Here is a 21,848-nt window from a genome sequence, read left to right as displayed (position 1 = left end):
GATTGGCAGATTTACCCGGAACTGGCACTAGCCGGTTGCCGTGCGCCCGGTTCAATCAGGTCCCAGAGGTTTCCGCAAATATCCTCGAACACGGCGACCCGGCCATAAGACTCATCACGCGGAGCCTCACGGAACACCACACCATTCGCCCGGAAGCGCTGGTAATCCCGGTCAAAATCATCCGTTTCAAGGAACAGGAAAACGCGACCGCCCGTCTGTGCGCCGATTGCCGCGCGCTGCTCAGGGGTTACCGCCCTGGCGAGCAGCAGATGACAGCCATCTTTCCTGGCTCCGGGCGGAGCAACAGTGACCCATCTCTTGCCACCGCCCAGGGGTTCATCGCTTTCCAGCGTAAAACCCAGCCGGTCCACAAAGAAGCCTATGGCCTCGTCGTAATCACGCACGACAAGTGCGACGGTGCCGAGCCGGGTTTTCATGCGCCTGTCAGCGCCTCAGGCGCGGGTCTGCAGAAGGGTTTTCACCGTCTCGCCCGCCTTGGAAAAGTCCATGCGGCCGGTATAGCGCTGTTTGAGCGCGCCCATGCATTTGCCCATATCCTTGAGGCCCGTGGCGCCCAGCTCGTCGACGACCGTCTCGGCGGCCTGCTCGATCTCCTGCTCGCACATCGGCTTGGGCAGATAGGCGCGCACGATTTCAGCCTCGGCGCGTTCACGCTCGGCAAGGTCCAACCGGCCGGCATTCTCGTAGGTTTCCGCGCTTTCCTCGCGCTGCTTCACGAGCTTCTGGAGCAGGGCCATGATCTCGCCCTCGCCACAGCCCTGACAGCGGTCCTCGGCCCGCGCAGCAATGTCCCGGTCCTTGATGGCGGCCTGGACGAGGCGCAGCGTGCTCAGCTTCAGGCCGTCCTTGGCCCGCATCGCGTTTTTCAGGTCTTCGGTAATCTGGTCGCGCAGCGACATTGTTCTTCCATTCGAACGAGTTACAGCGACGCCGCGTAACTCTTTGTTTTCAGGTTTCTTTTTCGGCTTCTAGCTTGCTTGACGTCTAGGCAAGGCTCACATACCGTCCGCGCGTTTGTTTAAGGGGCCGCCCTTTTTGTGCGGCGCACGCGTAATCAGGCGGTGAGATATGACGGAACAGGCCGGGAATCAAGTGCTGACCGCAAACCCCTGGCGCGACAGCGATCTTGACGGGGCGACCGGAGCCATCGTGCTGGCCGACGGCACGATCATCCCCGGCGAAGGTGCCGGGGCATCGGGAATCGCCACCGGAGAGCTCTGCTTCAACACGGCGATGACCGGGCATCAGGAAATTCTCGCCGACCCGTCTTACGCAGGCCAGATCGTCTGCTTCACCTTCCCCCATATCGGCAATGTCGGTGCCAATGCGCACGATGAGGAAGCGGCCAGCGGCCGCGCCCGCAAGGCTGCCGTGGGCATGGTCTCCAGAGCGCCTATCACCCCGCCCGCCAACTGGCGCGCCGAACAGAGCTTTGCCGAATGGCTGGCTGCGCGCGGCGTCGTGGCCGTGACAGGCGTCGACACCCGGGCGCTCACCGCGCGCATTCGCGAGCTTGGCATGCCTATCGCCGCGATCGCGCACGATCCGGGCGGCAAGCTGGACGCCGAAGCCTTACGCAAGGCCGCCCTTGAAGCGCCCAGCATGGAAGGCGCTGAGCTGGCTCGCCATGTCCTCACCGATGCAGACAGCGACTGGACCGAAGCTGACTGGGCCTGGCCGGACGGTCCCGGCATTGGACCGGCAGACGGCCCGCTGGTCGTGGTGCTGGACTACGGCGTGAAGGCCAACATTCTGCGCCGGCTGGCAGGCGCTGGCGCGCGCGTGAAGCTGGTGCCGGGTACGGCCAGCGTGGAAGATGTGCTCTCCCTGTCCCCGGCCGGTGTTGTGGTTTCAAACGGCCCCGGCGACCCGGCAGCTACCGGCGAGTATGCGCTGGCCACCATTCGCGGCGTTATTGATGCTGGCGTGCCGACGCTGGGAATCTGCCTTGGCCATCAGATGCTCGCCCTGGCCATTGGCGCAAAGACCCAGAAGATGACGCACGGTCATCACGGCGCGAATCATCCGGTGAAAAACCTGCTCTCGGGGCAGGTCGAGATCGTCTCCATGAATCACGGGTTTGCGGTGGACCGCGACAGCCTGCCAGACAACGCCGAGGAGACACATGTCTCCCTGTTTGATGGCACCAATTGCGGGTTCCGCCTGAAGGACAAGCCGGTCATGTCCGTTCAGCACCACCCGGAAGCCAGCCCCGGCCCGCAGGATTCCTTTGCCGTGTTTGACCAGTTCGTCGGACGCCTGGCAGGTCATTAACCCCGGTTCAAGCCCGTTGCGCCAAAGCTGTTTTCCATTCTGCCGTTTCTGATCTAGATTCAGGGACAGGGACAGGATGAAAGCTTCAGGAGGGATCGCAATGATCCGGCGTAGCGTTCTGCTTGTCTCGGTTTTCGCCGCGGTCTCGATCGGCCTGACGGGCTGTGGCGGGGGCGGAAGCCCGAGCGTCACACCCTCCCCCTCCCCTTTACCGTCTTCACCGCCGCCCCCTCCACCACCGCCGCCGCCGCCTCCACCCCCCTCTGGTATCGACCCCAGTGATTTCGAGACTGCCGAATACAACCGGCAATACGGTCTGGGCCTCATCAATGCCTCGACCGCTTATGCCTACGGCGCGACCGGGACCGGTGTGATCGTCGCGGTGGTCGACACGGGCATCAATCAGTCACACCCCGAATTCACCGGACGGATATCAGCGGCAAGCAGCGATATCGTCAGCAATCGCGGCGTAGAAGACATTGACGGCCACGGAACGGGCGTGGCGGGTGTTATCGCCGCTGCCCGGAACAATATTCGCGGCCATGGCGTGGCGTTTGAGGCCACCATTCTGGCCATTCGCACAGACAGCGTGGGAAGCTGCGAGAACGATGGCGGTGATGGCTGCCTATTCAGCGACCGGAACACCGCCAACGCCATTGATTACGCGGTGTCGAACGGCGCGCGCGTCATCAATCTTTCGCTGGGCAGATCGCCGGACCCCAATGATGACCGGAGCCGTACCTTTGCCGCAATGCGCCGGGCGGCCGAAGCCGGCGTGTTCATGGTCATGTCATCGGGCAATCGCGAGGACGCCAACACGCCGCCAACCAGCTTCCCCTCCTTTCCGGCGAGCCTGGCGGCCCATCCGGGCGCGCAAGGATTTGCTGTGGCGGTTGGCGCGGTAGACGAAAACGCTGTCCGGGCCAACTACTCGAACGGTGCACTGGGCGTGGAAACCCGGTTTCTGTCCGCTCCGGGCAGCCGCATCCTCACCCCCTTCCTCAACAATAGTCAGGGCGATCCGCGCTACGTTCTCTATTCAGGTACATCATTTGCAGCGCCCCATGTCGCGGGCGCGCTTGCCCTGCTGATAGACGCCTTCCCCAACCTCACCGGCAATGACGCGCTCCAGATACTGCTCGACACGGCGCGTGACCTCGGCGCACCCGGCCCTGACGCACAATACGGCATGGGTCTGGTCGACCTTGCAGCGGCCTTCCAGCCCGTTGGCACGACCAGCGTCGCATTCGCCGGCACCGCAGCCGGGCCGGTACCGGTCGGGACCATACTTGCAGATCCGGCCGGCGCAGCCGGAGACTGGGTATGGGCTGACGGCCTGCTGGACGGGGCGCTTCTGGAAGACCGCTACGGCCGCGCCTTCAGCTTCGACACCGCGCCGCCACGCGGCCGAGGCGATACGGCATTGGGTGCCTTCGAAACCGCTGCCGGCAATGCGCTGGCACATGTGAGCACCACCCGCGTCGGCCCCGCCACAATCAGCATGCGCATGCAGCCCGGCAGGCTTCACGCCCTGGCCAATCTGCCCGCCGAAACCTATGCCAGCCAGCCCGACCTGTCCTTTAGCTACCGTCAGGGCGGGCTATCGGTTGCGGCGGGGCGGGGATTCTCCGCTGAAACGCCGATACGCATGGCAGGCGGATCGGTCCTGTCACGCGTGCCAGCTTCAGGTGCTGTCGCAGGTCTGGCCGGTAACGAGCAATGGTCGTCAGTCAGCTACGACACCGGCACGCTCGGCTTTTCAGCGCGCACGGCCAGCTCGCAGCTGGGTTCGTTCTCGGCTGCGGGTGCTCACCTGCATCATCGTGGCCATACATTCGGGCTCGAGACCGGCACCTCGCAGGAGGCATTCCAGGCGCTTGGCGGGCCATTGGCGAGCCGGTTTGGCGGCACTGACGAGACGGATACACAATTCGTCGGCTGGATGTGGTCCGGCCCTGTTGGCGGTGGCTGGCGCGCCTCTGCCCGGTTCGAACAGGCGAGCGCCTCGGCCAGCCTGCCCTCCGGCATCGCCCTGACACGTGATATCCGGGCCAGCGCATGGAGTGCCGGCGCCGAACGCCCCGTTGCAGGCGGACTGTTCGGCCTCACCCTGAACCAGCCTTTGCGGGTGGAGCAGGGCGAGGTAAGCGTCATGGTTCCCGTCGCGCTGGATGAGGACTACGCCTACATCTATGAGGAGCGCCTGGCCTCCCTGTCTCCCTCTGGCCGGGAAATCTCGCTGGAAGCCTCATGGCGGCGCAATCTGACCGACCGTGTGGATATGACGTTGGCCGCCCGGCTTACCGATCAGCCCGGCCATGTCGCCAATGCTTCCTCCGAAGGGCTGGGCTGGGCGGCGGTACGCGCGCGCTGGTAGGCATTGCCAGACGGTCCGTAGCACCGCAAAACTAGGGCGATGAGCAAGCAAGTCCTCCTGCCCCTGTCCCGGCGCGCGCTTCTTGGCGGAGCGGTCAGCGCAGGCACGCTTGCACTCGGCGCGTGCTCTCCGCGCGGGGGTAGCGATAGCGGTCTCTTGCGCGTCGCCATTGATACCGAGCCCGACAGCCTTGATCCGCTCAAAGGCCAGTTCGCCGCCTCCGCCCTCCTCTACAAGCAGCTTCATGCGCCGCTGACCGAATACAGCCCGTCTGGCGGACTGGCACCAGGCCTTGCCCAGAGCTGGCGCTCTGAGGATGGCCGCACCTGGCGTTTCCGCCTTGCCGAGGGCCTGCAATGGTCTGATGGCATGCCGTTGACCGCCGACGACGTGGTATGGACCGCGCGGCGCGCTGTCGATCCGCGCACCGGCTTTGCCAATCTGGGCGATTTCTTTGCCGTGCGGGGCGCACGCGCTGCGCTGGCCGGACGCCTGCCATCAAGCGAAATCGGGGTCTCCGCGCCAAATCCGCGTACCGTCATATTTGAGTTGGACGCGCCCGTCGGGGCCTTCCCGGTATTGATGCGCGAGTTCTACCCCCTGCCCCGTCACGTTATCGAAGCACACGGCGACCGGTGGGTGCGGCCACTCAACTGGGTCAGCGCCGGGCCGTATATTCTGCGCCAGGCCAGCGCCCTGACTTACCTGCTCGCCCGAAATCCGCGTTTTCATGCCGAACGCAGTGTTTCCATAGAGAATATCCGGGTTGATGTAGTGGAAGACGAAGCAACACGCGCGCGCCTTTTCCGCTCTGGCGATCTGGACCTGGCCGACCGGCCGCCGGCCGAACAGATCGGCTTTCTGCGCCGCGAGATTGGTAGCCGGCTGCACGGCTTTGACGCGCCCATCCTGACCTATCTCAAACTCAATCACCGCCGCCCCGGCCTGAACGATGTGCGCGTGCGCCGCGCCATTTCACTGGCCGTCGACAGGCAGTTTCTGGCCGAGAACTTCTTCAGCGGCGAAGCCACGCCCACCATCCATGTCATCACCGCGCAGGCGCTCGAAGAGAACGGCCAGACCGCTCCGCGGCCGGACAGGGAAGCGGCCCGCACCCTGCTGGCAGAGGCCGGTTACGGGCCGGACAATCCGCTGCGGCTGGTCCTGCGGGTGTCATCGGGAAGCCGGGAGCGTATTGCCATCGCGATAGCCGATGATCTGCGCGGCGCGGGGCTGGATATCGAGATCCTTTCCTCCTACCCGCACGACATCAATCAGGCCGTCGGCAGCAGTGAGTTCGACATGACTCTCGGCTACTTCAACCGGGGCCTGAAATCGGAGCCGGACTTCATGCTGGAGCCGTTCGCGCCCGGCGGATTTGCCGATGATACCGGCTGGTCCGGGCCGGGCCGGACGCGTTTTGCGCAGCTGATGGAAGACGCACGCGGGCGCGTCTCACGCTCTGAACGCATCGCCGTTCACCGCGAGGCCGAGGCGGTATTCCTGGAGGAACAATGCAATGTGCCGCTGCTGCACGAGCGCGCCTTCTGGATGATTTCAGACCGCGTGCGCCGGCGCGACGCGAACCTCCAGCCCCAGCTCTGGCGGGATTTGTCACTTGGGTGACACCTACCCCCTCGCCATGGGAGCAAATTGGCGCTAACACCCGCTTCTAGCATGTAATCAGAGTCGAACCGCGCCCGGACTTGCCCCACAAGCCCGGCAGTGCGGCAACGCGCGCAACATACGGGATACACCTCTATGCCCAGACGCACCGATATCAGCTCCATCCTCATCATCGGTGCCGGCCCTATCGTGATCGGGCAAGCCTGCGAGTTCGACTATTCGGGCGTGCAAGCAGTCAAGGCCCTGAAAGAAGAGGGCTATAGGGTCATTCTGGTGAACTCCAACCCGGCCACGATCATGACCGATCCGGGCCTGGCCGACGCCACCTATGTCGAGCCGATCACCCCTGAAATGGTCGCCAAGATCATCGAGAAGGAGCGCCCCGACGCGCTGCTCCCCACCATGGGCGGGCAGACCGCGCTCAACTGCGCCCTGGAACTGGAAAAGCGCGGCGTGCTAGAACTGTTCGGCGTGGAGATGATCGGCGCCAAGGCCGACGTCATCGACAAGGCCGAGAACCGCCAGCGCTTCCGCGATGCGATGGACGCTATCGGGCTTGAAAGCCCGAAATCGCGCGCCGTGCATTCGCTGGCCGAGGCCGAAGCCGTGCTGGACGAGCTGGGCCTGCCAGCCGTCATCCGCCCCTCCTTCACCATGGGCGGTACCGGCGGCGGCATCGCCTACAATGTCGAGGAATACCGCGAGATCGTGTCATCCGGCCTTGCCGCCTCCCCGGTCGACGAGGTGCTGGTGGAAGAAAGCGTGCTCGGCTGGAAAGAGTTCGAGATGGAGGTGGTGCGCGACCGCGCGGACAATTGCATCATCATCTGCTCCATCGAGAATATCGATCCGATGGGCGTGCATACCGGCGATTCCATCACCGTCGCCCCGGCCCTGACGCTGACCGACAAGGAATATCAGCGCATGCGCTCCGCCTCGATTGCGGTCCTGCGCGAGATCGGCGTGGAGACAGGCGGCTCGAACGTGCAGTTCGCGGTCAACCCCAAGGACGGCCGCATGGTCGTCATCGAAATGAACCCGCGCGTGTCACGCTCCTCTGCGCTGGCATCGAAAGCCACCGGCTTTCCCATTGCGCGCGTCGCGGCGAAGCTGGCTGTCGGTTACACGCTCGACGAGATCGATAACGACATTACCGGCGGGGCGACGCCTGCAAGCTTTGAGCCGTCGATTGACTATGTCGTCACGAAAATTCCGCGCTTTGCGTTCGAGAAATATCCCGGCGCACAGAACCTGCTCTCCACCTCCATGAAATCGGTGGGCGAGGCGATGGCCATTGGCCGCACCTTCCAGGAGAGCATGCAAAAGGCGCTGCGCAGCCTGGAAACCGGGCTTTGCGGCTTTGATGAGGTCGAGATTGAGGGCTTTGAGTCTGCCGACGGACCGGAAGGGCGCCGGCAGGCGGTGCTGGCCGCGCTCTCCCGCCCGACGCCTGACCGCTTGCGCGTGATTGCGCAAGCCTTGCGCGAGGGCCTGAGCGTCGACGATATCTATGCGGCCTGCGCCTATGAGCCCTGGTTCCTGCGCCAGATCGAGGAAATCATCCACGCAGAGGAAGACATCGCCACGCTGGGCCTGCCCGGCGACGCGAAGGGCTTTCGCCGCCTGAAGGCGATGGGCTTTTCAGACCAGCGCCTTGCCCAACTGACGAAATCCACCGAGGCCAAGGTGCGCGAGGCGCGCCGGGCATTGAACGTGCGCCCGGTCTATAAGCGCGTAGATACGTGTGCAGCCGAGTTCGCTACGCCGACCGCCTACATGTATTCCACCTACGAGACCGGCAATTGCGAGAGCCGGCCCACAGGCGCGAAAAAGGCAATCATCCTTGGCGGCGGCCCGAACCGGATCGGTCAGGGCATCGAGTTTGACTATTGCTGCTGTCATGCGGCTTTTGCCTTCGCCGATATGGGCATTGAGTCCATCATGGTGAACTGCAATCCCGAAACCGTCTCCACCGACTATGACACCGCCGACCGCCTCTATTTCGAGCCGCTGAGCGATGAAGACGTGCTGGAACTGATCGCGGCCGAGCAAGCCAATGGCACATTGCTGGGCGTCGTCGTGCAGTATGGCGGGCAGACGCCGCTAAAGCTCGCGAGCGCGCTGGAAAAGGCCGGTATTCCGATCCTGGGCACCAGCCCGGACGCGATCGATCTGGCCGAAGACCGCGAACGCTTCAAGGCGCTGTTGGACAAGCTCGGCCTGCGCCAGCCGCCCAATGCCATCGTGCGCTCCGAGGAAGAGGCGCTGGAAAGCGCCAAGACGCTCGGCTTCCCGCTGGTGCTGCGCCCCTCCTTCGTGCTTGGCGGGCGGGCGATGGAGATCGTGCGCGATCAGGAAAGCCTTGAGCGCTATATCCGCGCTGCGGTTCACGTCTCCGGCGACAGCCCCCTCCTGCTCGACCGCTACCTCACCGACGCCTCCGAAGTGGATGTCGATGCGGTCTGCGATGGCGAGGAGGTGCGTATTGCCGGCGTCATGGAGCATATCGAGGAAGCCGGTGTGCACTCCGGCGACAGCGCCTGCTCCATCCCGCCCCACTCATTACCGGCCGAAACCATTGCCGAGCTGCGCGCCGAAACCGTGGCGCTGGCCAGGGCGATTGGCGTGAAGGGCCTGATGAACGTGCAGTACGCGGTCAAGGACGGCGAGATCTTCGTACTGGAGGTCAATCCGCGCGCCAGCCGCACCGTACCCTTCGTCGCAAAAGCCATCGGCACGCCCGTAGCGGGCATTGCCGCCAAGGTGATGGCGGGCGAAAAGCTCTCCAGCTTCAAGGTCTGGAATGACACGCCCGAGCACGTCGCCGTGAAAGAAGCGGTGATGCCGTTTGCGCGCTTCCCCGGCGTCGACCCGGTGCTAGGCCCGGAAATGCGCTCCACCGGCGAGGTGATGGGCATCGACATGCGCTTTGAGGCCGCGTTTGCCAAGGCCCAGCTCGGCGCAGGCGTGCGCCTGCCGCGCTCAGGCACCGTTTTTGTCTCACTGAAAGAATCCGACAAGGCGCAGATGATCGAACCCTGCCGTCAGCTGACGCAGCTGGGCTTCTCGCTGCTGGCCACGGGCGGTACGGCCAAGACGCTGGAAGAGGCCGGTGTGCCGGTCACCCGCATCAACAAGGTGTTTGAGGGCCGTCCGCACATCGTGGACGCGATCAAGAATGGCGAAGTCCAGCTGATCTTCAACACGACCGAAGGCCGCCAGAGCCAGATTGACAGCTACTCGATCCGGCGCACCGCGCTGGAGCTGAAAATCCCGTGCTACACCACTGCATCGGCCAGCCGCGCCGCCGTAAAGGCGATTGCGACCATTGATGCAGGGGAGCTTGAACCGCGCGCCTTGCAATCCTATCGTTACTAGTGCGTTCGAGGAGAACGCAAACAGCGCTTGATAGCGGGATCATTTGGGTCTTACGCTCGCAGGCGTAAAAAGAAACGAGTCCTTCCCTATGCAAAAAATCCCTATGACCGCCGAGGGTCACCGGGCCCTCGACGATGAATTGAAGCATCTTAAATCGGTTGAACGCCCGGCGGTGATCCAGGCGATCTCCGAAGCGCGCGACCATGGCGATCTGTCAGAGAACGCGGAATATCACGCGGCCAAGGAACGCCAGAGCTGGATTGAGGGCCGCGTTGTCGAGCTGGAAGACAAGCTGGCGCGCGCGCAGATTATTGACGTGTCGCGCATGTCCGGCGACCAGGTGAAATTCGGCGCCACCGTGACTCTGATCGACGAGGATACCGAGGCGGAAGCCACCTACAAGATCGTCGGCGACGACGAGGCCGACGTGAAATCGGGCAAGATTTCCGTGTCCTCGCCCATCGCGCGCTCCCTTATCAACAAGGAAACCGGCGATGTCGTCGAGGTCAACGCGCCCGGCGGGCTGAAGACCTACGAGATCCTGAAAGTCGAGTGGAAATAGGCTTTCTGCCGGCCACTCTCCAGCAATGATGGAAGCCGGCGGAGTGTTCTGCCGGCTTCTCACGTTTTTGCCCCGCCGAGGGCCGCCCCCTTGGCTTCCGGCCACATGAAGGGCTAACTGGCGCACATGGATTCCAGCCCTGCCACAGCTGAACGCGCCTGTTTCGTCGTCACCGACGGCAGGCGCGGCATGGAAAATCAGGCGCTGGGCCTCGCCGAAGCCATCGCCCAGCTGACACCCATGCGCATCCTGCCCGTTCAGGTGCCGCGCACAGGCGATCTGCCCGACCCCGGCCCCATCGCGCCAGATTTGTGGATCGGATGCGGCATGGCGGCAGTCCGCGCGGCAGGCGAGCATCGCAAAGCCTTTCCAGACGCGGTCTTTGTCTATGTGCAGGACCCGAAAATGGCCCGGCACCGCTTTGACCTCATCATCCCGCCAGAACACGACCGGATGCGCGGCGGCAATGTGTTTGAGATCACAGGTTCGCCCAACCGGATAACGCGCGAACGGCTGGACGAGGCAGAGCGGGCCTTTGCCGGACAGATCGCCGCCCTGCCCGCCCCCCGCGCGGCGGTGCTGATTGGCGGCGATTCAAGGCATCACCGTTTCACGCCCGCGATTGCCGGGACGCTGCTGGACCGGCTCAGACACCTGCGCGGTGAGGGTGTCGGCCTGATGGTCACAACCTCGCGCCGCACGCCCGATAGCTTCGTGACCGCTCTTGAAGAGGCGTTTGGCGATGATGATGGCGTGTGGCTGCACACCGGAGACGGACCCAACCCGTATTTTGCCTTTCTGGGCGGTGCGGACTGGATTTTCGTCACCGAGGACTCCACCAACATGCTCACCGAGGCTGCGGCGACCGGCACGCCCGTCTACCGGCTGATGCTGGAGGGAAAGCCCGGCAAGTTCGCCCGGCTCTACAGCGCGCTGGAGGCGCACGGCGCGGTGCGCCCCTACCTTGGCCAGCTGGACAGCTGGACCTACCCGCCTCTTCACGAAACCGAGAGGGCGGCGCACCGCGTCCTTGAAATCATGGCCCGCAAAGGCGACATCTGAACGCTGGATAATGTCCACGCGTCTGAAGGAGACCCCAAATGCTCCGCTCCGCCATCGCCGCAACGCTGATCGGCCTTGCCAGCGCGCCAGCCCTTGCCGCCCAGCCGCAGATGACCCCGATGGGTGACGATGTGCGCTTTGAAGCGCGGCCCGACGCCAGCTCTGCCCGGTCCTGGGCCAGTGACGGCCAGACCACCGTCATCAATCTGCTGACCGAAGCGGAAATGGAAGCGCTCGGTTTCGACTTCGCAGATAGCGTCATGGAAAACGGCATGATCTATGCCCATGTGCCGGTCTGGTTTTCCACCGGCCCGGAAGCCACCGATACCGTGGCCCATATCCTGACCCAGACAGACGGCCCTGTCGTTGTAATGTGCGCAGGTGCTGTGCGCGCTTCCCACATTCACGCCGCCGCCCGCATCCGTTCAGGCGAAATCACCCGTGAAGAGCTTGATGAAGCCTATCCGGGCCGGGAATGGAACGAAGGCTGGCTGAACCGCCTGCTGGGCGAGACGCCAGAAGCCGAATCCGCACAATAAGCTCTTATCAGCCGCACCCAACACGACCGCCAGAGGACATCAGCCTGCCATGACCGAAACCCGCCATTCCAAAGTCGTCATTATCGGTTCGGGTTCGGCCGGCTACACCGCCGCCATCTATGCCGCGCGCGCCATGCTCTCGCCGATCGTCATCGCCGGGCTGCAGCCGGGCGGCCAGCTGACCATCACCCACGAGGTGGAAAACTATCCCGGCTTTGCCAGCGTCATCGAAGGCCCGTGGCTGATGGAGCAGATGAAGGCGCAGGCCGAGAATGTCGGCGCGGAGATCATCGCCGACATCATCGTGGAGGCTGATTTCTCCAAGCGCCCCTTCACGATGAAGGGCGATGGCGGCACGATCTACACCGCCGACAGCGTGATTATCGCCACCGGCGCCAGCGCCAAATGGCTGGGCCTTGAAAGCGAGCAGAGCCTGCAGGGCTTTGGCGTATCGGCCTGTGCGACGTGTGACGGCTTCTTCTATCGCGGCAAGGAAGTCGTGGTGGTCGGCGGCGGCAATACCGCCGTTGAGGAAGCCCTCTTCCTCACGCGCTTTGCCAGCAAGGTGACCCTCATCCACCGCCGCGACTCCCTGCGCGCCGAAAAAATCGCGCAGGCGCGCCTGTTTGATAACGAGAAGATCGAGGTGGTCTGGGACAGCGCGGTAGAGGAAATCCTCGCCGAAGGCGATGTCCCCGGCGTCACCGGCGTGCGGGTGAAAAACCTGAAAACCGGCGAGGAAACGAAACTGCCTACCGACGGCGTATTCATCGCCATCGGCCACGCGCCTGCTACCTCGCTGTTTGAAGGCCAACTTGAGATGAAGGATGGCGGCTATCTGGTGACGAAGCCCGGTTCCACCCTCACCTCTGTTCCCGGCGTGTTTGCTGCCGGCGACGTGACCGACGACATATACCGTCAGGCGATCACGGCCGCCGGTATGGGCTGCATGGCCGCGCTGGAGGCTGAACGCTGGCTGGCCGAGATGGAGCACCACGCCGCCAGCGAAAGCAAAGCCGCCAAGTCCGACGCCGCGTGAGCGAAGCACCTGCCATATCCCTGACCGGCGTGCGCTTCTCCTATGCGCGCAAAGCCCCAGTCGTGCTCGACATGGACCGTTTCGAGGTCGCCGCCGGTGAGAAGGTGTTCCTCAAGGGCGCGAGCGGATCGGGCAAATCCACCCTGCTGGGGCTGATTGCAGGCATCATGGCGCCCACTGCCGGAGATATCGAGGTGCTGGGCGAGCCGATGTCAAAGCTCTCCGGCGGCAAGCGTGACGCGCTGCGCGCCGAGCGGCTGGGCGTCATCTTCCAGATGTTCAACCTGCTGCCCTACCTACCGGCCGGTGCGAACGTAATGTTGCCTGCACGCTTTTCTGCGCAGCGGGCCAAAGCGTGTGAAGCGGCAGGCGGAGCGGAGGCCGAAGCACGCCGCCTGATGACCCGCCTGCAGCTTGATCCGAAACAATACTGGTCCAGCCCGCCTACCGAGCTGTCCGTGGGCCAGCAGCAGCGCGTGGCCGCAGCGCGCGCGCTCATTGGCCGCCCCGGTCTGGTGCTGGCCGATGAACCGACCTCGGCGCTCGATGCCGATGCACGCGATGCCTTCCTGTCGCTCCTGATTGAGGAATGCGCGGCCAGCGGCGCGGCGCTTCTCTTTGTCAGCCATGACGGCTCTCTGGCCTCGAAGTTTGACCGCGCGGTCGATCTGTCCGAGCTCAACACGGCGGGGGTCCGCGCATGACCCGCTTCCCCATCCTCTCCCTCGCCTGGCGCTCCATCGCCAACCGGCGCGGCACGGCGCTCCTGACCATCCTCACCGTTGCCATCGCAATGACGCTGTTTCTGGGCGTCGAGAAAGTGCGCCACGGCGCGCGCGCAAGCTTCGAGAACACGATTTCGGGTACGGACCTGATCGTCGGCGCGCGGTCCAGCCCGGTAAACCTGCTGCTCTACGCGATCTTCCATATCGGCGATGCAACCAACAACATCACCTGGGAAACCTATGAGCAGGTCGCCAATGCACCGGGCGTTGCCTGGACGGTGCCGATATCGCTGGGCGATTCCCATGCCGGTTTCCGCGTGGTGGGGACGGATAATCGCTATTTCGAGCATTACCGTTATGCCGGGCGGCGGCATCTGGAATTTGCCGCTGGCGGGCCGCTCGATGATCTGTTCGACACGGTGGTAGGGGCCAGCGTCGCGCGCGAGCTGGGCTATTCGCTGGACGAGGAAATCATCGTCGCCCACGGCACAGGCCGGGTCAGCTTTGTCGAGCACGACAATAACCCCTTCACCATCGTCGGTATTCTCGAACCGACCGGCACGCCGGTTGACCGCTCTGTCTTTGTCAGCCTGGAAGCCATCGAGGCGATCCATCTGGAAGGGCCAACGGGCGCAGGCACGAGCCTCTCCATGGACGAGCTGCGGGCCATGGACCTTACACCTGACCAGATTACCGCGTTTCTGGTCGGACTGGAGACGCCGGTCGCCGCGCTGCGCCTGCAACGACAGATCAACACCTACCGGGTGGAGCCCCTGCAGGCCATCATTCCGGGCGTCGCCCTCTCCCAGCTCTGGGGCGTTGTGGGGGTGGCTGAACGCACGCTGGCCGCTGTGGCCGCCTTCGTGGTCCTGATGGGCCTGATCTGCATCCTCACCGCCATCCTGACCAGCCTGAATGAACGCCGCCGGGAAATGGCGATATTGCGCGCTCTCGGCGCGAGGCCGAGGCACATATTCGTGCTGCTGGTCAGCGAAAGCGCGCTGCTGGCTCTGGCTGGCGCGATCATCGGCACCGGTCTCACCTATGGCGCGCTGGCCATCGCGGCACCGGTGCTGGAAATGCAATACGGCATCCACCTGACCAGCAATCTGCCCGGCCTTTATGACCTCGCACTCATCGGCGTGGTCACCGGCGCATCGGCGATACTCGGCTTCATTCCCGCATGGGCCGCCTTCCGAAATTCATTGGCAGACGGAATGACAATTCGCACCTGACGGGGCGCGCGAAGCGCTCTAACGTCGCGCGCCATGGATTGGGACAAGCTCAAAACCTTTCACGCCGCCGCCGATGCGGGCTCGCTCACTGGTGCAGCCGATACGCTTGGCCTGTCGCAGTCAGCGGTCAGCCGGCAGATATCCGCGCTTGAGGCCGAGCTTGATATCAAGCTGTTTCACCGCCATGCGCGCGGGCTTTTGCTGACCGAGCCGGGGCGGCTCCTGTTTGAAGCAGCGGGCGAGATTTCAAACCGCGTGGCCGTGGCCGAAGCGCGCGTGCAGGACAGCCGCGACAAGCCGACAGGGGCCTTGCGCATCACTGCGCCGACCGCGCTGGGTTCGATCTGGCTGATCCCCCGCCTGAAACAGTTTCAGACACTCTACCCGAAGATCCAGCTCAAGCTGCTGCTGGCCGACCATGAGCTGGATCTGGCAGGGCTGGAGGCCGATATCGCCATCCGCCCATGGCCATCCACCCAGAACGAGCTGGTACAGCGCCGCCTGATGCAGGTGGAGCAACACCTCTATGCGGCGCCTGAGTATCTCGAGAAACACGGCACACCGAAGACGCTCGCCGATCTCGACAAGGGCCACCAGTTCATCGCCTACGGGCCCAAAAAGCTCGCCCCGATCCCCAATCTCAACTGGCAGCTGACCATCGGCCATGAGCCGGGCGCGCAACCACGCGAGGCGATCATCGAAGCCAACACCATCAAGGCGATGATGCGGGCCACCGAGGCCGGGTTCGGCATTTGCGGCCTGCCCGATTATGTCGCGCTGGAAAACCCCGGCCTGGTCCGGGTATTGCCCGACACGGACGGCCCCACATTCGATGTGTATGTCGTTTTCCCCGACGAGCTTAAGGGATCGCGGCGAGTTGCCGCATTCCGCGAGTTCCTGGTGGATGCGGCCAAGGCGTGGAAAGCAGAGGCCGCTGAATAATTTCGGCTTTCCGCTCCCGGCCTTGCGTCACATATTCTTCGCAAACTCGTAACGCTGCATTTTTGCATAGCTGATATTCGTTGGAACGCCTTGAAGCGGGCAGGCGTTGACGTCATATCAGACGCGAACGGTTTCCCCGTTTCTTGTTCGCATACCGTCTCCTCCCCGAACGGCATGCAAGACTGAGCCGGAAAGAGCGCCTTGCGCCTTCCGGCTCTTTTTTTGCCTATGGACAGGTGCGCCGCTTGCTGCGCAATAGCATTCTTTGCCGCCCTTGCCCCGGTCCTGCCATGCCAACCATCTCCTGGCCACACATCCTTCCAGTCATCCTGCTGATCGGCTCCAATATCTTCATGACGCTGGCCTGGTACGGGCATTTGCGTTTCAAGACCGCACCCATCCTGATGGTCATCTTCTTCAGCTGGCTGATCGCCTTTGTGGAATACACCATGGCGGTGCCTGCCAACCGGATCGGACATAATGTCTATTCGGCTGCCGAGCTGAAAACCATGCAGGAGGTCATCACGCTGACCGTGTTTGTCGCCTTTGCCGCCATCTACCTGAAAGAACCCGTCACAATCCGCCATCTGATCGGGTTTGCCTTGATTGCGGCGGGCGCAGCGGTGATCTTCTTCAAACGATGAGCCAGATAAAGCGATCCCTGTCCCTTGCCGGACACCGCACCAGCCTGGCGCTGGAAGCGGAATTCTGGGCGGTATTGGACGCCGCCTGCGAGGAGCAGGCGCGTTCGCTGGCAAGCCTGATTGCACAGATCGATGAGGCGCGCGTCACGTCCGGCGATGAAGGCGGGCTGGCCAGTGCCTGCCGGGTCTGGGTCTTGCGCCACGTCCAGTCACGCGCTTGAGTAGCATCTGGGTCGGGGCTTTTGAGGGGGGAACGACATGAAACACCCTAGCAATGAAGGCATGCTGACATGAGAGGGCCGGGCGGAGCGCTGGCCGCTTTCGTGATCGCGCCCGCCTTCGCGGCCGCTCTGGCCGTGCTGGGTCTGATCGCGCATCTCTACATCACCGACCCTGCGGCGGCTGACGTGCCATTGGCCGACTATGCCTCCATGGCGGTAAGCGTATGGATTTCAGCCCTGATGTTTGCCTACCCGGTAGCCTTTGCGCTGTTTGGGCCTCTATGGCTGATCCTGAGAAGTTTGCGTCTCTGGGGTGGTTTTACCGCCCTTCTGACGGGCGCGGCTGCAGGGCTGGCGGGCATGCTGACCTATCTCTATCGCGTTCACGGAGCGGATCTGGAACTTGGGCTGACCGGCGGCGTACCGCTCGGCGAACTCCCGTTGGCAGACAGCCTGTTCAGCCTCGCCCTGCCGCTGATCGGTGCGGCGGCCGGTGCCATTGGCGGGCTGGTCTTCACCAGCCTGGAACGGGCCGGGCGTTAGGGTCCACACTCAATCCGTGTTTGGAGCATGATATGCGCAAGGCTCGTACAACCCCGCTCATTTTTGCCCTCCTGCTCGCGCCCGCAATCGCCGGCACCGTAGGTGGGGCGCTGGTCTGGCTGGCCCTGTCGCTTCAGCTCATGCCGGACAATCCTGCCCAGGATGTCGCGACCGTCATCATTGTGGGCGGCATTGCGGCCGTATTTGTGGGCGTGATCGTCACCTACGCGCTCGGCGCCCCGGTGATACTGGCCGGCTGGCTCATCGCGCATTTCATGAAGTGGCGGTCACCTGCGCAGATGGGCGTGGCTATCGGCGTCACGGGGATGGTTTTCGCCTTTCTGTTCTTCCTCTCAGGCCGTCTGGGCGGTGAGCAATATATCGATGAAGGCGCGCTGATCGTGCTGGCCACCCTGCCCTGTGGTTTCGCAGCAGGGTTTCTCGCTGGCTGGGCAATCGGAAACCTGGGGTATGAAATGGCTCCGGATGAAACCGTTTCGCCCGGGGAAGCGTAAACTTCAATAAGCCGCTATGCTCTCAGTTGAGGGACAAACGCCACGAGGACGCCCATGACCCGACGCCCCTTCCTGATTACCGCGCTTGTCGCGACAAGCCTCGGCATGCTCGCCGCCTGCGCCCCCACCCAGACCACCTATGGACCTGCTACCGGGTCGGCAGGACAGGCAGTTGGCTTTGACTCGCTCAGGATCACCGATAATCGCTGGCGCGTGACCTTTACCGCTGGCCCGGACGCGACAGCGGCCTACGCCGAACGCCTGGCCTTGCGCCGCGCCGCCGAGCTGACCCTCGAAAACGGCTATGACTGGTTCCAGCTGGTTGACCGCCATGTGGAAACGCGCGGCAGCGGCTCCAGTCCTGTCCGCGTCGGCGGATCAGCGGGCACGACGATCGGATCAGGCGGCTATCGCGCCTCTGGCGTGGGCCTTGGCGTCAGCCTCAGCCCCGGTCAGGAGCGGCGCACCATTGTCAGCATCGAGATCATTGCCCGCTCCGGCCCGGCAGACGAATACGCCAACACCTATGACGCCCGCTCGCTGATCGCGGCCGTGGGGTAGCCCTGACCGGTTTCCCTTGGAGCTACGCACAGACCATGACACTGTGATCGCGCGCGATCCGTGACGGACCGGCGAACGGAAGGGCGGGCACGTGGCAGAGTTGATCACCCAGTCTGTGTTCTACGAGATTGCGCTGTTGCTGGTAATCGCGGCGGCGCTTGGCCTTCTCGGCCATGTGCTGCGCCAGCCCCTGATCGTCAGCTTTATCATCGTGGGCATCGCGGTAGGCCCGGCCGGGCTCGACATCGTCCACTCCAGCGAGCATATCGACCTGCTCTCCCAGCTCGGCATCGCGCTCCTGCTCTTCCTTGTGGGCATCAAGCTGGATGTGAAGCTGATCCGGTCCCTGGGGCTGGTATCGCTGGCGACGGGGCTGGGTCAGGTCGCCTTCACCTCGATCATCGGCTTTTTCATCGCGCTGGCGCTGGGTTTTGACCCTATCACCAGCATCTACATCGCGGTCGCGCTGACCTTCTCCTCCACGATCATCATCGTGAAACTCCTGTCAGACAAGCGCGAGATCGACTCTTTGCATGGCCGCATCGCGCTGGGCTTCCTGATCGTGCAGGACCTCGTGGTGGTGCTGGCGATGATCGTTCTCTCCGCGATCGGCATTGGCGGAGCCGAAGATAGCGGCGTCAGCGACCTTCTGATTGTGCTGGTCGCGGGCATCGCCATGGTGGCTGCCGTTATTCTCTTCATCCGCTATATCGCCAACCCGCTGACCACCATTCTGGCGCGCTCGCCGGAATTGCTGATTTCCTTCGGCATTGCGCTCGCAGCGATGTTTGCCGCGCTGGGGGATATATTCGGCCTCGGCAAGGAGCTAGGCGGGCTCTTGGCGGGCGTCGCGCTCGCGTCAACGCCCTACCGGGAGGCTATTTCGGCACGCCTCGCCCCTTTGCGGGACTTCCTGCTGCTCTTCTTCTTCATCGGGCTCGGATCGCGGCTCGATCTGTCGCTGCTGGGCGAGAACATCCCGGCGGCGGCCGTGTTCTCACTCTTTGTGCTGATCGGCAATCCGCTGATTGTGGTGATCATCATGGGGGTGATGGGTTATCGTAAGCGGACCGGCTTCCTGGCCGGCCTCACCGTGGCGCAGATCAGCGAGTTCTCGCTCATCTTCATGGCGATGGGCCTCGCCATCGGCCATGTCAGCAACGAGGCGCTGGGACTGGTCACGCTGGTCGGGCTGATCACGATTGCCGCCTCAACCTACATGATCACTTATTCCCACCGGCTCTATCCGCTGGTTGAACCCCTGCTCTCCCCGTTCGAGCGGCGCAATATCAACCATGCCGAAACCGAGGATGGCGCAGAGGATGCCAGCAAGCATCACGACGTGATCCTGTTCGGGCTGGGCCGCTATGGCGGGGCCATCGCGCAGCGCCTTCTAAACCGGGGCGTCTCGACGCTGGGCGTTGACTTCAACCCCTCTGCGGTGCGGCTATGGCGTGAGCGCGGACTGGACGCCGTCTATGGCGATCTGACCGATCAGGAGTTTCTCACCCATCTGCCGCTCAATCGCGTGCGCTGGATCATCTCCACGACATCCGACCATGAAACCGGCGTCACCCATGAGGACACCCGCATCCCGATGATCTCAACCCTGCGCAAGCATGGATATGAAGGCAAGATAGCGGTGACCAGCCAGCGCGGTGCGGCGCTGGAACGGCTGAAAGAAGCCGGTGCAGACCTTATCCTCTTCCCCTTCCAGGACGCCGCTGATCAGGCGGTGGAGCTGCTCATCAGCGATGCGCCCGAGCCGCAACGCATCGAAACGCCCGAAGACAGCGACGATCAGAAGCTGATCGAGGAAACGAAGGGGATCTAGGGGCCGGTGAGCCTAAAGCTCACCCCTGCCCAGCACATCGGCCTGGGCCTCCAGCCGTTCCAGCAGGCGGGAGAGTTGGTCTGCCTCTTCGGAACTGAAACCGGCCAGCAGTGAGCGTTCCCATTCCAGCGCCAGCGGGGCAATTTCCTCGTAGATCGCACGGCCATCACCGGTGAGCGATACCAGAGATGCACGCTTGTCGGTCGGACTGGTGCGCCGGACCACAAGGGAGCGCTCGGCCAGCGCGCGCAAGGCCCGGCTGACCGTCACCTTGTCCATGGCGGTCGCTTCACAGATGGCCTGCGCGGTGATGGCTTCACCAGAACCCAGCACCGCGATCACCCGCCATTCCCAGATGGTCAGGCCGAAGCGGGCCTGATAGGCGCGCGCGATCAGCCCGGACGCCTTGTTGGAAACGACCGAGAGCCGGTAGGGCAGATAGTCTGAAAGAGTAAGGGCGGGCGGCAGGTCCGCCCGGTCCACCCGCCCCGTCATGACCGCTTACTCGGCGGCGTCGGGCTTGAGCACGCCGCGGCGGATCTGATCGAGTTCGATCGATTCAAACAGCGCCTTGAAATTACCTTCACCAAAGCCCTCATTGCCCTTGCGCTGGATGATCTCGAAGAAGATCGGTCCGATATTGGTCGTGGTGAATATCTGCAGAAGCAGGCCCTGCCCGCTCTCCGGGTCACCATCGACCAGTATGGAGTTCTTTTTCAGACGCTCAAGGTCTTCCCCGTGGCCCGGCACGCGCTCATCAACCAGCTCGTAATAGGTCGGCGGGGTGGACTGGAACTCCACGCCAGCGGCGCGCAGCTTCTCGATCGTGGTGTAGATATCGCTCGTCGTCAGCGCGATGTGCTGGATGCCCTCGCCATTATACTCGCGCAGATACTCCGCGATCTGGGACTTGTCGTCAGAGCTTTCATTCAAGGGGATGCGCAGCTTGCCGCACGGGCCGGTCATGGCACGCGAGAGCAGGCCCGTATGGGCACCCTTGATGTCGAAATAGCGGATTTCGCGGAAGTTGAAGACATTCTCGTAGAAACTGGCCCAATGGTTCATCCGGCCCATGAAGACGTTGTGGGTCAGATGGTCGAGCACTTCCAGCCCCGCCCCGCCCTTGTCTTCGGCGCCGGGGATCGGTTCAAAGCTCTCATCATAGATATTGGTGTCGCCATACCGGTCGACGAGATAGAGCACCGAGCCGCCAATGCCTTTCAGCGCCGGCAGATTCTGGTCGTCCCCCCAGAGCGGCGTGCCATAGGCTTCCGCCCCGCGCGCAATCGCATCCTCATAAGCCTTTTTCGCATCGCGCACGCGGAAAGCCATGGCGTTGGCAGACGGGCCGTGCTCGGCGCGGAAATCAGCCGCCTGGCCGGTCTTCTCGCGGTTTACCAGAAACGTGATATCGCCCTGCTTGTAACGGACAATGTCGCGCGTCTTGTGTTTGGCGACAGCGGTGAAGCCGAGCAGGGTGAACAGCTGGTCGAGCTTTTCCGGCTCCGGGCTGGTGTACTCGACAAACTCGAAACCATCGGTACCCAGCGGGTTCTCGAACAGATCAGCCATGGCGAAGGCTCCTTCACAGCAAAAGGGGATGGGCCGGAACCGGGGCAGAACACTCAGCCGCTCCGCCCGTCCGGCGAACTCCCCGGTCTTTTGCCGGAAAATAGTATCATTTGCAACTAATTTGGTGTGCCCGACCCACCCATCCCGCGTTTCCCCGACGCAAGTCGGGGCCCAGCCC

21 protein-coding genes are annotated in these 21,848 nt (G+C 63.4%); 17 read left to right on the top strand and 4 right to left on the bottom strand.

Annotated elements, in window-relative coordinates; all coding sequences use genetic code 11:
• Positions 1–11 precede the first annotated feature (11 nt).
• Together ACQ5ID_RS12195 and ACQ5ID_RS12190 are read right to left on the bottom strand one after the other, a co-directional pair.
• Entirely contained in the window at positions 12–437 is a 426-nt protein-coding gene (locus tag ACQ5ID_RS12195; RefSeq protein WP_429912713.1) for a VOC family protein, read from the bottom strand.
• Positions 438–452: 15 nt separating this feature from the next.
• Positions 453–920 (bottom strand): GatB/YqeY domain-containing protein, encoded by a 468-nt coding sequence (locus ACQ5ID_RS12190; protein WP_371394086.1) that lies wholly within the window; start codon positions 918–920, stop codon positions 453–455.
• A 169-nt stretch (positions 921–1,089) separates the two neighbouring features.
• Here ACQ5ID_RS12190 and carA point away from each other — a divergent pair, with 169 nt between their 5' ends.
• The 17 genes from carA (at position 1,090) to ACQ5ID_RS12105 (ending at position 20,098) form a co-directional block, all read left to right on the top strand.
• On the top strand, positions 1,090–2,295 hold the full coding sequence (carA, locus tag ACQ5ID_RS12185) for a glutamine-hydrolyzing carbamoyl-phosphate synthase small subunit (RefSeq protein ID WP_429912712.1): 1,206 nt from the start codon (positions 1,090–1,092) through the stop codon (positions 2,293–2,295).
• A gap of 100 nt (positions 2,296–2,395) precedes the next feature.
• Complete coding sequence (locus ACQ5ID_RS12180) at positions 2,396–4,672, top strand: S8 family peptidase (RefSeq protein WP_429912711.1); 2,277 nt, start codon at positions 2,396–2,398, stop codon at positions 4,670–4,672.
• 39 nt (positions 4,673–4,711) lie between these two features.
• On the top strand, positions 4,712–6,298 hold the full coding sequence (locus ACQ5ID_RS12175; RefSeq protein ID WP_429912710.1) for a peptide ABC transporter substrate-binding protein: 1,587 nt from the start codon (positions 4,712–4,714) through the stop codon (positions 6,296–6,298).
• 135 nt (positions 6,299–6,433) lie between these two features.
• Entirely contained in the window at positions 6,434–9,676 is a 3,243-nt protein-coding gene (carB, locus tag ACQ5ID_RS12170; RefSeq protein ID WP_429912709.1) for a carbamoyl-phosphate synthase large subunit, read from the top strand.
• Between the two features lie 88 nt (positions 9,677–9,764).
• Positions 9,765–10,238, top strand: coding sequence for a transcription elongation factor GreA (gene greA, locus ACQ5ID_RS12165; RefSeq protein WP_371394077.1), 474 nt, complete (start codon positions 9,765–9,767; stop codon positions 10,236–10,238).
• 126 nt (positions 10,239–10,364) lie between these two features.
• Positions 10,365–11,300, top strand: a complete 936-nt coding sequence (locus ACQ5ID_RS12160) for a mitochondrial fission ELM1 family protein (RefSeq protein ID WP_429912708.1) — start codon at positions 10,365–10,367, stop codon at positions 11,298–11,300.
• 38 nt (positions 11,301–11,338) lie between these two features.
• Entirely contained in the window at positions 11,339–11,839 is a 501-nt protein-coding gene (locus ACQ5ID_RS12155; protein ID WP_429912707.1) for a hypothetical protein, read from the top strand.
• Between the two features lie 49 nt (positions 11,840–11,888).
• Entirely contained in the window at positions 11,889–12,878 is a 990-nt protein-coding gene (gene trxB, locus ACQ5ID_RS12150; RefSeq protein WP_429912706.1) for a thioredoxin-disulfide reductase, read from the top strand.
• Entirely contained in the window at positions 12,875–13,582 is a 708-nt protein-coding gene (locus ACQ5ID_RS12145; protein ID WP_429912705.1) for an ATP-binding cassette domain-containing protein, read from the top strand. Before trxB ends, ACQ5ID_RS12145 begins: the two co-directional genes overlap by 4 nt.
• Positions 13,579–14,838, top strand: a complete 1,260-nt coding sequence (locus ACQ5ID_RS12140; protein WP_429912704.1) for an ABC transporter permease — start codon at positions 13,579–13,581, stop codon at positions 14,836–14,838. The genes ACQ5ID_RS12145 and ACQ5ID_RS12140 overlap by 4 nt, the downstream gene beginning before the upstream one ends.
• 33 nt (positions 14,839–14,871) lie before the next feature.
• Positions 14,872–15,780 (top strand): LysR family transcriptional regulator, encoded by a 909-nt coding sequence (locus ACQ5ID_RS12135; RefSeq protein WP_429912703.1) that lies wholly within the window; start codon positions 14,872–14,874, stop codon positions 15,778–15,780.
• 290 nt (positions 15,781–16,070) lie between these two features.
• A complete protein-coding gene (locus ACQ5ID_RS12130; protein ID WP_429912702.1) occupies positions 16,071–16,424 on the top strand; it encodes a DMT family protein in 354 nt (117 codons plus the stop codon).
• Positions 16,421–16,645, top strand: a complete 225-nt coding sequence (locus ACQ5ID_RS12125; RefSeq protein WP_371394064.1) for a ribbon-helix-helix domain-containing protein — start codon at positions 16,421–16,423, stop codon at positions 16,643–16,645. The genes ACQ5ID_RS12130 and ACQ5ID_RS12125 overlap by 4 nt, the downstream gene beginning before the upstream one ends.
• A 69-nt stretch (positions 16,646–16,714) precedes the next feature.
• Positions 16,715–17,188 carry a hypothetical protein gene (locus tag ACQ5ID_RS12120; protein ID WP_429912747.1) on the top strand — a complete coding sequence of 158 codons (474 nt, stop codon included), beginning with the start codon at positions 16,715–16,717 and terminating at the stop codon, positions 17,186–17,188.
• A 32-nt stretch (positions 17,189–17,220) separates the two neighbouring features.
• The gene (locus tag ACQ5ID_RS12115; protein ID WP_429912701.1) at positions 17,221–17,703 is read left to right on the top strand and encodes a hypothetical protein; all 483 of its coding nucleotides are present in this window, start codon (positions 17,221–17,223) and stop codon (positions 17,701–17,703) included.
• 54 nt (positions 17,704–17,757) lie between these two features.
• Positions 17,758–18,264 carry a CC0125/CC1285 family lipoprotein gene (locus ACQ5ID_RS12110; protein ID WP_429912700.1) on the top strand — a complete coding sequence of 169 codons (507 nt, stop codon included), beginning with the start codon at positions 17,758–17,760 and terminating at the stop codon, positions 18,262–18,264.
• Positions 18,265–18,355: 91 nt separating this feature from the next.
• Complete coding sequence (locus tag ACQ5ID_RS12105) at positions 18,356–20,098, top strand: cation:proton antiporter (protein WP_429912699.1); 1,743 nt, start codon at positions 18,356–18,358, stop codon at positions 20,096–20,098.
• 12 nt (positions 20,099–20,110) lie between these two features.
• Here ACQ5ID_RS12105 and ACQ5ID_RS12100 read toward each other — a convergent pair whose 3' ends face one another.
• Together ACQ5ID_RS12100 and hppD are read right to left on the bottom strand one after the other, a co-directional pair.
• On the bottom strand, positions 20,111–20,593 hold the full coding sequence (locus ACQ5ID_RS12100) for a MarR family winged helix-turn-helix transcriptional regulator (protein WP_429912698.1): 483 nt from the start codon (positions 20,591–20,593) through the stop codon (positions 20,111–20,113).
• Positions 20,594–20,599: 6 nt separating this feature from the next.
• A complete protein-coding gene (hppD, locus tag ACQ5ID_RS12095) occupies positions 20,600–21,670 on the bottom strand; it encodes a 4-hydroxyphenylpyruvate dioxygenase (protein WP_429912697.1) in 1,071 nt (356 codons plus the stop codon).
• Between the last annotated feature and the right edge of the window lie 178 nt (positions 21,671–21,848).

This window comes from Glycocaulis sp., assembly GCF_050485565.1.
Classification (GTDB): Bacteria; Pseudomonadota; Alphaproteobacteria; order Caulobacterales; family Maricaulaceae; genus Glycocaulis.
This window is presented reverse-complemented; position numbering and strand designations above follow the sequence as displayed.